13 protein-coding genes are annotated in these 12,361 nt (G+C 61.6%); 7 read left to right on the forward strand and 6 right to left on the reverse strand.

Annotated elements, in window-relative coordinates:
• Window positions 1-118: 118 nt before the first annotated feature.
• Window positions 119-1,126, forward strand: a complete 1,008-nt coding sequence (locus VSR34_RS05370; RefSeq protein ID WP_028210256.1) for an AraC family transcriptional regulator — start codon at window positions 119-121, stop codon at window positions 1,124-1,126.
• A 53-nt stretch (window positions 1,127-1,179) separates the two neighbouring features.
• Here VSR34_RS05370 and VSR34_RS05375 read toward each other — a convergent pair whose 3' ends face one another.
• The 4 genes from VSR34_RS05375 to VSR34_RS05390 all read right to left on the reverse strand — a co-directional run bounded on the left by VSR34_RS05375 (window position 1,180) and on the right by VSR34_RS05390 (window position 5,106).
• A complete protein-coding gene (locus VSR34_RS05375) occupies window positions 1,180-1,956 on the reverse strand; it encodes a hypothetical protein (RefSeq protein ID WP_155836767.1) in 777 nt (258 codons plus the stop codon).
• 346 nt (window positions 1,957-2,302) lie between these two features.
• Window positions 2,303-3,448 (reverse strand): hypothetical protein, encoded by a 1,146-nt coding sequence (locus VSR34_RS05380; protein WP_342962038.1) that lies wholly within the window; start codon window positions 3,446-3,448, stop codon window positions 2,303-2,305.
• Between the two features lie 890 nt (window positions 3,449-4,338).
• Window positions 4,339-4,710: an HAD family hydrolase gene (locus VSR34_RS05385; protein ID WP_342962039.1), complete on the reverse strand. Its 372-nt coding sequence runs from the start codon at window positions 4,708-4,710 to the stop codon at window positions 4,339-4,341.
• 177 nt (window positions 4,711-4,887) lie between these two features.
• Complete coding sequence (locus VSR34_RS05390; RefSeq protein WP_342962040.1) at window positions 4,888-5,106, reverse strand: hypothetical protein; 219 nt, start codon at window positions 5,104-5,106, stop codon at window positions 4,888-4,890.
• Between the two features lie 132 nt (window positions 5,107-5,238).
• Here VSR34_RS05390 and VSR34_RS05395 point away from each other — a divergent pair, with 132 nt between their 5' ends.
• From VSR34_RS05395 to VSR34_RS05415, 5 genes are all read left to right on the forward strand, one after another.
• Window positions 5,239-6,099: a MurR/RpiR family transcriptional regulator gene (locus VSR34_RS05395; protein WP_028210252.1), complete on the forward strand. Its 861-nt coding sequence runs from the start codon at window positions 5,239-5,241 to the stop codon at window positions 6,097-6,099.
• Window positions 6,100-6,384: 285 nt separating this feature from the next.
• Entirely contained in the window at window positions 6,385-6,549 is a 165-nt protein-coding gene (locus VSR34_RS05400; protein WP_155836766.1) for a hypothetical protein, read from the forward strand.
• Window positions 6,550-6,582: 33 nt separating this feature from the next.
• A complete protein-coding gene (locus VSR34_RS05405; RefSeq protein ID WP_036018063.1) occupies window positions 6,583-7,938 on the forward strand; it encodes an aspartate aminotransferase family protein in 1,356 nt (451 codons plus the stop codon).
• Window positions 7,939-8,037: 99 nt separating this feature from the next.
• Entirely contained in the window at window positions 8,038-8,604 is a 567-nt protein-coding gene (locus VSR34_RS05410) for a hypothetical protein (RefSeq protein WP_028210250.1), read from the forward strand.
• A 602-nt stretch (window positions 8,605-9,206) separates the two neighbouring features.
• Window positions 9,207-9,494: a YodC family protein gene (locus VSR34_RS05415; RefSeq protein ID WP_036017998.1), complete on the forward strand. Its 288-nt coding sequence runs from the start codon at window positions 9,207-9,209 to the stop codon at window positions 9,492-9,494.
• Between the two features lie 99 nt (window positions 9,495-9,593).
• On the opposite strand, the gene VSR34_RS05420 is transcribed toward VSR34_RS05415, so the two are convergent.
• Both VSR34_RS05420 and VSR34_RS05425 read right to left on the reverse strand, forming a co-directional pair.
• A complete protein-coding gene (locus VSR34_RS05420; RefSeq protein WP_342962041.1) occupies window positions 9,594-10,226 on the reverse strand; it encodes a LysE family translocator in 633 nt (210 codons plus the stop codon).
• A gap of 155 nt (window positions 10,227-10,381) precedes the next feature.
• Complete coding sequence (locus VSR34_RS05425; protein ID WP_028210247.1) at window positions 10,382-10,702, reverse strand: superinfection immunity protein; 321 nt, start codon at window positions 10,700-10,702, stop codon at window positions 10,382-10,384.
• A 170-nt stretch (window positions 10,703-10,872) separates the two neighbouring features.
• On the opposite strand from VSR34_RS05425, the gene VSR34_RS05430 reads away from it, so the two are divergent.
• Window positions 10,873-12,333 carry a M20 family metallopeptidase gene (locus tag VSR34_RS05430; protein ID WP_342962042.1) on the forward strand — a complete coding sequence of 487 codons (1,461 nt, stop codon included), beginning with the start codon at window positions 10,873-10,875 and terminating at the stop codon, window positions 12,331-12,333.
• Window positions 12,334-12,361: the final 28 nt, after the last annotated feature.

Raw genomic sequence — 12,361 nt, forward strand, 5'->3', positions numbered from 1 at the left:
CTATCGATCGCCCGCACCCAAGTGCATTGGCGTGTTCGAAGTCTCAGCGAAAGGCAGGCATGACATTTGACTTTTTGTGGCAACGTTTTTACATTTCGTGGCATTGGTGGAGACCCCTATGCCTTCCTTGTTGAGAAGCGCCAGCCTGACCAACTACGTCGATATTGCCCGCGAAGTGGGGCTGGATCCTCACGAGCAGCTGCGCCGTGCCGGCATCAGCGGCGCAGCCTTGCTCGATCCGGACATTCGTCTGCCGGCGGGGGCGGCGATGCGCATGCTCGAAGAATCGGCAAAGATCAGTGGTGCAGAAGATTTCGGCCTTCGCATGGGGGAGACGCGCCAGCCCGCCAATCTCGGTCCGCTGGCCATTGCCCTGCAGGAGGAGCCCACGCTGCGGCGGGCGCTCGAGTCGTTTTGCCGTTACGTGCGTCTGCAGAACGAGGCGATGGGCTCGCGCGTGGAGGCGACAGGCGACATCGCGGTGTTCATGGTCGAAGTTCTCAATGCGGGGCCCGGAACGTTTCGCCAGTCCATCGAACTGGTCGTCTGCGTACTGCACCGCACGCTCACCAGGCTTCTGGGCAGTGACTGGAGGCCGCGCGGTATCTGCTTTTCGCACCCACCGCCGGCCGCGCTCGCCACCCATCGGCGCGTCTTCGGCGTGCCCGTCGATTTCAATAGTGACTTCAATGGCATCGTGCTGAAACGATCCGATCTGGATGCACCGATCTCGTCGTATGACGCGTTGCTCGCTTCACATGCGCGAGATCTCCTCGATGCGAAGCTGGCGCAATCGCACGCGAGCGTGCCCGAGAAAGTAAGGGAACTGGTCTTTGCGCTGTTGCCGGTTGGCGAATGCGATTCCGAACGGGTGGCGCAGGAACTGGGCATGCATAGAAAGACCCTGTACCGGTACCTTGCCGCGCATGGACATACGTATCAATCGCTCGTCGACGAAGTGCGTGCCGAACTCGTGACGCGCTATGTCGAAGCCGGCGAGCGTCCCTTTACCGATGTGGCGAGGCTGCTGGGCTTCTCGTCGCTGAGCGCGTTCTCGAGGTGGTTCTCGAGCCGGTATGGATGCACCGTGTCCTCGTGGAGACGGGCTAGCGGTTCCAAGGCTTGAAAGCTTGTTCGCTGGAACCGCCAGCGACGCCGGCGTCTGCGGCTCACTCTTGGTCAGGGCTGGCTCACGGTGATGTTGAAAGTCACATCTTCTGTGAAGACACCCGGAATGGAACCGATCACATGAATCGTGTGCGGCCCCAGTGGGAGCGGCTTTATCATCAGCCAGTATCCGTCGCTTATGGCCATGCCTGAACCTGCACCAGAGAGCGGTGGAGAGTCCGTTACGAAGAAATTGTTATGCGGTACAGAGAATTGAAAGAACGGCGATTGCACCCGGAATGGAGATGACGGCGGCTGCACTCCACTGACTGGTATGTTATCAATCGTGGCACTCACGGAGGTGACGAGGTTAATTATGTTTTTGGCACACACGCGGCAATCAGATTCAACTGAACAGCCAGGACCGGTCGGATTTGATGATGAAAAAGCACCCGCCGGTAGCTCGTAGGTGGAGCAGTCCGCGTTAATAATCGGCACAAAAATGTATTTCCCGGCGGGCACCTTGCATTGCTCGATTGCTGGCTTTGCGGCCAGAGAGCCTGATGGACCGGTCAGGAACCAGACCGGTCCAGACTGGTTGACGCTACAGTGTGTTCCGTCGTTGTAACCCGAAGGGTTCGGCCGAGGCGGCCCATACGGTATTGCAAGTAACCATTGCCACCACGCCGCAGACCACTGATTGTAGGTCATCCCGTCGACCGTTTGCTGCGGCGGTACGATAACTGTGTCCTGGCCATCAGCCAGCACCTCCTGGCTCGCGACGCCGAAGAGGATGCCGACCATTGCTAAGGCGAGCGCATGTCGCCGAATCTTTGCATTGCGGTTCATTATGACCTCCATTGAACGAACGACGAACGGTGCTGCCATCAACTGAGCTGACAATAAGGTTTAAGTTACTGTCCGTGGCGTGCGCATTCCAAGGCGCTCTGCCAGGTCGGACAGAAATGGTGCCTGTCTGGATGGCCTGGTCACAACCACTGGTGCAGCTGGTGCCGTCTGGAGCGGAGGGCCGAGTTGATGACGTGCTATGCGCTCGTGCCGCCGATGTTTGCAGGGCGTTCTTGAGGTCACCCGCAGTTCGCACTCTTCTAAAGCACACACATCCCTTGGGCTTAACGAGCAAGCAAGGCCTGGCTGACCGCCAGGCCCATCCTTTCTGCGATGCACGCAGTTTTTAGTTGTCGTAGTCCAGCGTCGCAGGGTCGCTGTTCTTAAAGATTGGATACCACGGCGACTGTAACGGGCCGCCCGTGGAGTTGGCCGGCACGATGACGTTGCACTGTATGGTCGGGCTCGTAGTCGTGGTCGTGGTATTGCAACGCCGCACCTCACCTGTCGTCGTCTTGTCACTACCCGTGTTAGGCGAACCAGTGATTGGGACGTACAGATACCCACCCGGCCCGAAGATGATTGCTTCTGCGTATGACCTGAGCGAACCGGCTACATCCAGCTCGACCTTGTCGAGCAGGTGACCGGTCTTTCCGTCAAGCTTCAGTATTTTGTCGGTGTCCGTGGCCCCAGCACGGAAGCTCGTCACCCACAGATTGCCTTTGCTGTCAAAGACCAAGCCCTCAGGGCGATGCAAATCGGGGACTGTTGCATCGGACGCAAATACGTCAACGAATGCATTGGTCCGTGGGTCGAAGCGCAAGACGTAGCCAACTGAAGGGTCATGTGGGTCTTTCGAGACGGGGCATGCTCTTGCAGAGACGTACAGTAGTCCGTCGGGTCCGAAGACGACTCCACGCGGGTAAAACCCCGGCTTGAAGTTCTTCCGGTTGAGATTACCCTTGAAAGCACCCGCCGCATCATATTCCTTTACGTCGCCCTCGTTAGCACATTTGTTGTTCGCCACACCATCATCGGCCACATAAAAGTAGTTGTTTGGGCCGCCGCGCACGATGCCGCGAGGCGAGAAAGGCGCGTTGGGGTCAGTCGAAGAGACTAGTTTGCCGATAAATGTACCGGTCTTCGCATCAAAGCGCATCACCTCACCGTTATTTGGAGTGTTTACGTTCTGATTGACGACCACGAGCTGCCCATCTGTAAAAATCATTCCCCGTGGCCCGGTCAGTCCGGCAGCCGCCGCCCCGGAAGCCACGAAGGGGCCAATGTATGCCCCAGTCAAATTAAACTGCTTGATGGAATTGTCTCCCGCGTCGCCAATGAACAGCTGCTGTGCGGTTGAAGATTGACTGACCATCAACGCACTGAACCCCACCGCTGCCGAAAGCAGCATGGAGCGCAGCACGCCTTGAGTGAACCGACATGTTGTATGCCAGGAGCGACTGTCTGAAGAGACAAGAGAATATGCAAACATTTGACGCCTCCATTTGGTATTTACCACTTGGTGTCACAACAAGAAGGTCGTAGAGCCGGCGCGATGTCCTGGTTGCGCTATCCGCCGTTTGCCGGCGTCGACGAAGCTGAATTGTCGACTGCGGAACCGGCGGGACCTGCGTTTCCGCCGCCGCATGCGCTCAATGTCGTTGCGACCAATAGGGCAAATGCTGTTGCGTGCACGGTCCTAAGCAAGATGTAATGGAGCATTATGGACTCCTAAAGGAAAATTAAAAACGCATTCTGGCGAGTTGACAGGTGACAATGGACTTCGCGTGTCGCGACGACCATCTCCAGATAGACCGGTAGGTGAACAAACGCAATCGCCGCGCACTCCGCGCTTTGTGAGCGGTGCAGACGGGCGCACGTGAGCGCCGGATAGGGCGCGCCGAGGCGCTATTGGCGGGAAAACAAGAGCCTGTGCAGTAAGCAGGTGTCCATGGGCACCAACTCTTGTCGGTTCACTATATCGTCCTGGACACCAACTTAGCTAGCAAACCAAGGTGAGGCGTACGTTCTAATATATGAGTAAAGCCTAGGGCAGCGTTTGGTAGATTACAACCCACGACGATTATAAATTTGAGGATTCGGAATGGCTGAAGTCGTTACCGAATACAAACGCCGAATTCCATGAATATTACAAAGATTTTAATACGAAGATTTTCGGGAGCTTTCCCTCGTGTCACAAGTAAAGCGCGCCCCGATGGCGATAACGGAGCCGGCGAGGTGTTGATGCCGGCAATCGAAATAAAGGGCTGTTGAAACGGCGAACTATTAGCAGCACCCGCCACCTGCCTCCCAATTGCCTGACCGCCACATGGAGGCCGTTGGCGCCTCAAATGGTATCTGCCTCGTCAAGTGGTTTCATTGTCATCGGTGGACCGACGGCGAGCGACTCGCGCCGCTGGCCAGGCTCGACGTCCAGTTGGCAGCCATGGCGACAACGTGCCCGTGCGCCTGAAGCTCCTGCAGGTGCTTGTACTTGTCTTCAGGTAGCACGCCGGCCTTGACGCCATCAAGTGCGAGTGCCTTCGCCACCGAGTTCGCGGTGACGGAATTGTCGCCGGTGAGCATCACAATCTGCACGCCGGACTCTTTCAGCAGACGCACCGCGTCCGGCGTCGTCCCTTTAACGGGGCCGCTACCCCGATGTAGCCAGCAAGTTCGCTGTCTATCGCGACATACATAACCGTTTGCCCGGCCTCGCGCAGCGTGTCGGTATTTTCTTCGACCGACGAACAATTGATTTTCAGCTCTTCCATCAGGCGCGCATTGCCCAAGGAGACCGCGTATCCGTCGAGTTTTCCTGTCACGCCTTTGCCGGGCACCGAGTCGAAAGCGTCTACGCGACTCGTCTCTGTTCCAGCGTCTTTCGCGTGCATGATGATGGCTTGCGCGAGGGGGGTGTTCGCTCGCGCCTTAGAGACTTGTAGCGTAAGCAAGCACCTGGGATTCGGACCAGCCAGCCAGCGCAACGACAGTCTGTCCGCGCGGTTTGCCCTCCGTAAAGGTTCCGGTCTTGTCGACCACGACGGTGTCGACTTTCTCCATCAACTCGAGGGCTTCCGCGTCCTTGACGAGCACCCCTTCGCGAGCGCCGCGTCCAATCCCGACGATGATGGAAACCGGGGTGGCCAAGCCGAGCGCGCACGGACAGCATTGTTTTTGTCAGGACAGGAATCGTTTGCGAATCACCACAATCTGTCCCGACTTGCAACATCTGGCAACACGAGTGGTAACATTTGTTGTCAACCACTGCCCGAGCATCACATGCCAGACAGTTTCGAACAGCTCGCCGCGCTGATCCGCGCGCGCTTCGCCGATTTGAGTCCGCAGTTCCAGACCGGCGCAGCATTCCTGCTCGACCACCCCGACGAAGTGGCCGTCTCGTCGATGCGCAAGGTCGCCGAGCGCGCCCGCGTGCAGCCTGCGTCGCTAGTGCGGCTCTCCCAGCTACTGGGCTTTCCGGGCTGGAACGAGCTGCGCGACCTGTTCGTCGCGAGAGTGCGCACGCGGCCCGAGCCCCTTTCTTCGCGGGCCCGCTCGCTCGTGGCGGGCAGCACGAAGGACGGCCTCGCGCGCGAGATGCTCCTCGCGCAGCAGCATAATCTGGAGGCGAGCGCCGCCCAAAACACCCACTCGATGGTCGAGGCCGCGCGCCTGCTGCGCCGCGCGAAACACGTGCACGTGGCGGGCTTCCGCTCGTGCTACGCGGTGGCGTTCGGGCTGGTCTACGGTTATCGGTTCTTTCGCCCTTCGGTTTCGTTGCTGGGCGGCGAGGCTGGGACGCTGGAGATGCAACTGCTCGGCATCGAGCGCGACAGCGCGACGATTGTTGTGAGCTTCGCACCGTATTCGGTCGAGGCGGTGCGCGTGGCAGAGGCCGCGCTCGCGAAAGGCGGCCGACTGATCGCGATCACCGACAGCGCCGTTTCGCCGATTGCGCTCCATGCCCACAAGGCGCTGATCTTCACGCACGAAAGCCCGTCGTTTTTCCCCTCGCTCGTGGCGGCCACGGCGCTGGCCGAATCGCTCGTCGCGCATCTGCTGGCGCTCGAAGGTTCGGGCGGGATCGCCCAACTCGAACAGGCCGAGCGTTCGCTGAACGCGCGTGGCGCCTACGTGCCCTGAGGGCGGGGCGCTCCCTTCGATCCTCTGTATTCCCGCTCCCGGGTACCGTTGCGAAACGGCATCCGGCTTCAACTTCTTCGCTCATATCTCGTTTGTTGTTGTTTGTGCTTTTGTTGACAACATATGTTGTTTAGCCGTATAAAACGCAATGCAGAGGACTGACGCAAGAACGGAGCGGGAAAATCGATGCGCCACCGATTCGTCGCGCGACCGCCCGCTCCGGCTCGGCGAGTTGCTGCCCTCGGGCGTACGTTTCACGACCGCGCGGGCACTGGGATGCCTGGCTTGCGCAACGACCCCCACGATCCCGAAGACGAAAACAGGCTCGCCACCGCATGCATGCGCATCGAGCGGCGTGGTGTCGCGCTGGACGTTGGGCAGGCCGGCGCGCGGGTGCTCGGCTTCCATATCGATTCGGATGCGCGCGAGGCTGGCGACGCGGCGCGTTGATCGTCCACCGACTTCATCGAGGACCCTATGACCATGGCGTCTCCAACCAAAGTGTTTCATCGGATGCCGAGACAAACCTTGCCCGTCGCGGTGGCGGGGGAAGGCATCGAGATCATCGATTCCACCGGCAAGCGCTACATCGATGCAAGCGGCGGCGCAGCTGTCTCGTGCCTCGGCCATAGCAACCCGCGCGTGATTGAGGCGATCAAGCGTCAGGCACAACAGCTGCCGTACGCGCACACCGCGTTTTTCACGACCGAGGCGTCGGAGCAGCTCGCCGATCATCTCATCGCCGCCGCGCCGAAGGGGCTTGACCATGTGTACTTCGTGTCGGGCGGTTCGGAGGCGATCGAAGCCGCGCTCAAGCTGGCACGCCAGTATTTCGTGGAAAAGGGCGAACTCGCGCGCCGCCACTTCATCGCACGCCGCCAGAGCTATCACGGCAACACGCTCGGCGCGCTCGCGATTGGCGGCAATGCCTGGCGCCGGGAGCCCTTCCTGCCGATCCTGATCGAGTCGCATCACGTCAGCGCGTGCTATGCGTACCGCGAGCGTCACGAAGGCGAAACCGACGAGGCCTACGCACAGCGTCTGGCCGACGAGCTCGAGCAGAAGATTCTCCAACTGGGGCCCGACACGGTGGCGGCGTTCATCGCGGAGACCGTTGTGGGCGCAACGGCTGGCGCGGTGCCGCCGGTGCGCGAATACTTCCGCAAGATCCGCGCGGTGTGCGACCGTTACGGCGTGCTTCTCATCCTCGACGAGGTCATGTCGGGCATGGGCCGCACCGGCTATGTGTTCGCGTGCGAGGAGGACGGCGTTACGCCCGACCTGCTCGCAATCGCCAAGGGCCTCGGTGCGGGCTACCAGCCGATTGGCGCGACACTCGTGAGCCAGCGTATCTACGAGACGATCGTTGGCGGCAGTGGCTACTTTCAGCACGGCCACACCTACATCGGCCACGCCACGGCTTGCGCGGCGGCGCTCGAAGTGCAGCGTGTGATTGCCGAAGAGAACCTGCTCGACAACGTACTCGCCCGCGGCGAGCAACTGCGCGCGCTTTTGCGCGAGCGCTACGCAGCGCATCCCTGGGTGGGCGATGTGCGCGGCCGCGGACTGTTCGTCGGTGTCGAACTCGTGAAGGACCGCGCCACGAAGGCCACATTCGACCCGGCACTCAAGCTCCACGCGGCGATCAAGCGAGAGGCGTTCGCGCGTGGCCTGATGGTCTACCCGATGGGCGGCACGGTGGACGGCAGAAATGGCGACCACGTGCTGCTGGCGCCGCCTTTCACCTGCACGGCGCAGAACATCGACATCATCGTCGATCGGTTGGCCGCCGCAATCGACGGCGCGCTCGTTATGGCAGGCGTGGCGCGCCCGGCGTGAGGCCCGGTGTAACGATTGACATGCAACTAACTGCCAAACCCGCGTGTCCACCGCGAGCGGTCGCGCGCGACCGGCCATGATACGCAACGGAGCAGATCGATGACCCAAGACCAGAAGACACGGCTTCCCGCATTTGAGTTTGCACTTGCGTCCCCCGAGCAGAAGGCCGTGCTCGACGAAATCCTTTCCGGTCCGCGCGGGAATCTCGACGGACCCTTCCTCGGCTGGATCCATAGCCCGCAACTCGCGCAGCACGCGCAGCGCCTGGGCGCGTTCTGCCGCTACCGGACCGGCCTGTCGATACGGCTCTCCGAACTCGCGATCCTCGTCACGTCGGTGCACTGGCGGGCACAGGCCGAGTGGTACATCCACTATCCGATCGCCCTGAGGGCGGGCGTGCCGGAGGCGCTGGCCGAGCAGATCCGCACGGGCGCGACGCCGCAGTTCGACGAGCCTGACGATGCGCTGATCTACGCGTTCACGACCGAGCTGTACGAAACGAAGCGTGTATCCGACGCGACCTATGCGCGTGCCGTCGAGCGCTTTGGCCATGAAACGACGATCAACCTGGTCGGGCTCCTGGGCTACTACGCGCTGGTGGCCATGACGCTCAACGTTTTCGACATGCGCGCCGAGGGTCAGACGACCCTGCCGTTTGGCGAATAAGCGCGGCGCGCCCGCGCAAGCTTCGCTCGAAGCCCCATACGGTCTTCCGAAGTTTTTTCAGTGCGATTCCGCACGCGTGACAACCATATTTCAGGCAAACCTGTTTGAACCCGGCAATTCCTGATGATTTGGCCGGAGCGGTGCACCACGCATCCGCCGTTCAGCGATTAATCGAACGGACGGTTTTATCTGCGCAGAAAACGTTTCCACACCTGTCGCTGCGCGGGTGGCATTTTGAACGAGGCCGTGAACCCGGTTGCCATGGCGACGCATTCATAGAAGCTGTGGCGCGGCATTTTCAGCAAATACGCTCGAAATAATATGACTGTTTGAGCGCGCAAGTTTGCCCGGTACGTTTTGCCGCACATGTATGGTATTCCGCGTAATTTGTGCGGAGCGCCACTGGATACGGTTCGGCCGAGCCGCGAATAACAGGGTTTTCAGCAAGTCTTATGAAAATCGCTTGCGCGCATTAATTCCAGTTGTTAGTCTTGCCAAACTTATTAATGACCGCGGCATTCTCATTCCGAAAGCGCGGTAGGGTGGCGAGATGTTCGTCCCGCCCAGTCTTTTCTCTGTGCGCCTTTTTAACGGGGAACTTCATGCTTGATACGACCATCGACGTAGCCGAAAAGCCGCACGCCGCCATGGCCGGAATTGGCGACGTCGTCACCCTGAAGTCGGGCGGTCCGCGCATGACCGTCATGTACGCCGGTCCGGTCGGATTCGCCAGCGGCCACTGGTTGATTTGCCAGTGGTTCGACGAGCATGGCGAATTGCGTCAGGACATGTTCTCGCAGGACATGCTGCGGATAGAGCCTCGCTCGATCCCGGCGGCGTTCGTCAAGATGCGCAATCCGGCTGGCGGAAGGGCCGTGGGCGGAATCTGAACGGTAACCCCATCGCAGGCTGGGGCGGATCCGCTCGGGCGGATCCGGTGGTTCTGCAGATTTGCATAAGCGGCCGGGCCTGTGGGTCCGGCTATTTATTTATCGCTGGCCCTCTGCGGCGATACGCACGGCAAGACCCGCAAGCACGGTGCCCATAAGCCAGCGCTGAAGCTGGAGCCATCTCGGCCGCCCCGCGAGGAAGGTCGCAATCGTGCCAGCCGTCATGGCAACGGCGGCGTTTACGCTAATCGAAAGCGCGATCTGAATGCTGCCCAGCACGACCGACTGTGCCAGCACGCTGCCCTGTTGCGGGTCGATGAACTGCGGCAGCAGGGACAAGTAGAGAACGGCGATCTTCGGGTTCAGCAGGTTGGTGACGAAACCCATCAGAAAAAGCTTGCGAGGCCGGTCGGCCGGCAATTCGCGCACCTGGAACGGCGAGCGGCCGCCTGGCTTGAGCGCTTGCCACGCGAGCCAGCACAGATAGAGCGCGCCGCCCAGGCGCAGTGCGTCGTACGCGAACGGTACGGCCATGAGCAACGCGGTAATGCCGAACGCCGCGCACAACATATAGAACACGAAACCGAGGGCGACCCCGCCCAACGAGATCAGCCCCGCCTTGCGCCCCTGGCAAATCGAGCGCGAGATCAGATAGATCATGTTGGGTCCGGGCGTAAGCGCCATGCCGAGGGCGACGGCGGCGAAGGCAAGCAGCGGGGCGGCGTGTGGCATCTCGGGTTCCCTGTTGAGTGTTGCCCAGATGGGTCGGGCGGCGCGCGCCGGATTGGCGCGGCAAAAGTGGCCTGTTTCCTTTGATTATTTCATGTGAAGCTGGCGCGTGCGCGCCGTGGGCGCCGCGTTGGCCGGACGGATAAGCCGAGAGGGCCTCAGTGCGAGGAGCGCTCTCGCTCGGCGCTGCGCGTTTTGCGCGCCTGAATGCGGTCGTCGAGCCGTCTCGAGAACAGGAGCATGCCTAGCCGCCGGCTGCGCTCCTTCGTTCGCCCGCCGAGATCCCTCGGCGGATTCGGTTGTAGCGCCCAGAAAAGCGCCAGCAGCCAGCCGAGCACTGTCCAGCCGAGCACGGCATTGAAGACGGCGATGATCAGCAGGTCGTGGCGCTGGCGCCGGTCGGCGATCAGCGCGGGCAGAAAGTAGAGCGCGACCACCGCTGCGAGGACGACGATCTCGAAGACGGAACGGCTCACCATGGGTCGCTCTCCGTAAATAGGGGAAATATGCCCGACACATCATTGTCGCGCGGATCGTCGCTGGGCGCATGGCACGCCCTGGCCGGACGGCTAGCGGTCGGTGCGAGGGGGTGTCGGCGGGCGTGGGTTCGGGTCTATCATCGGGTTTTTGATCGCACGGAACCGACATCATGATCTCCGACCTGTCAGAGGCCACCCGCCATCTGGATCACGACGCGCTGCGCGACTTTGTCGAGCGGAAATGGCAAGACGAGATCGTACCCGCATTGACCGACTACATCGCGGTGCCGGCCAAGAGTCCGGCGTTCGACCCGCAGTGGGCGCAGCACGGCTATCTCGAGCGCGTCGTGCAGGAGGCGGCGAAATGGGCGGAGCAGCAGCCAGTGCGCGGCCTGAAGCTAGAGATCGTGCGTCTGCCCAATCGCACGCCAGTGATCTTCTTCGAGGTGCCCGCCACGCGCTCCGGCAGCACCGAGACGGTCGTGCTCTACGGCCATCTGGACAAGCAGCCGGAATTCGCGGGCTGGCGCAACGATCTCGGCCCCTGGACACCCAAGCTGGAAGATGGCCGGCTGTATGGCCGTGGCGGCGCCGACGACGGCTATGCGATCTACGCGAGCGTCACGGCGCTCGCCGCGCTCGACGCGCAAGGCATCGAACGGCCGCGCTGCGTGGGCCTCATCGAGACCTGCGAGGAGTCGGGCAGTTACGACCTGCTGCCTTATGTCGATGCGCTGCGCGAGCGGCTCGGCACCGTGGGCCTGGTCGTTTGCCTCGATTCCGGCGCGGGCAATTACGACCAGCTCTGGCTCACCACTTCGCTGCGCGGGCTCGTGGCGGGCGATCTCGAGGTCGAAGTGCTCGAAGAGGGCATTCACTCGGGCTCGTACGGCGGCATCGCCCCTTCCAGCTTCCGCGTGATGCGGCAACTCTTCGAGCGTCTCGAAGACGCCGCTAGCGGCACACTGCTGCCCAAGGGCTTTCATTGCGTGATTCCCTCGCAGCGCCTGAGCGAAGCCGAGGCCACGGCGAAGATTCTCGGCGAGGGTGTATGGAAAAGCTTGCCTTGGGCGTGCGGCCAGGACGGCCGGCGCGTGCTGCCTACCACTACGGATCCGCAGCAGGCGCTGCTCGATTCCACGTGGCGGCCTTCGCTTTCGGTCACCGGCGCAGCGGGCCTGCCCGCGCTCGCCGACGCCGGCAATGTCTTGCGCCCGCGCACGGCGTTCAAGCTCTCGCTGCGTCTGCCGCCGCTCGTGGAGGCAGCGAAGGCCGTGGCGGAACTGAAGGCGCTGCTCGAGTTCGATCCACCCTACAACGCGAAGGTCACCTTCAGGCCAGACGCAGGCGCGGCCAACGGCTGGAGTGCCCCGGAACTCGCCCCCTGGCTAACCGAAGCGCTCAGCGCCGCCTCGCGCACGCACTTCGGCGCGGATTGCGCCTATCTTGGCCAGGGCGGCACGATCCCGCTCATGAATGTGCTGCAGGCGGGCTTCCCCAAGTCGCAGTTCATGGTGTGTGGCGTGCTTGGCCCCAAGTCCAACGCTCATGGACCGAACGAGTTCTTGCACGTGCCGTATGCGAAGAAGCTCACGGCCACGGTTGCCGAGGTAATCGCCGCAGCACCTTGACCGGGTGCCACGGCGCGACCCGACGGCC

It is taken from the genome of Paraburkholderia sp. JHI2823, from assembly GCF_038900695.1.
GTDB classification, from domain to species: Bacteria; Pseudomonadota; Gammaproteobacteria; order Burkholderiales; family Burkholderiaceae; genus Paraburkholderia; species Paraburkholderia mimosarum.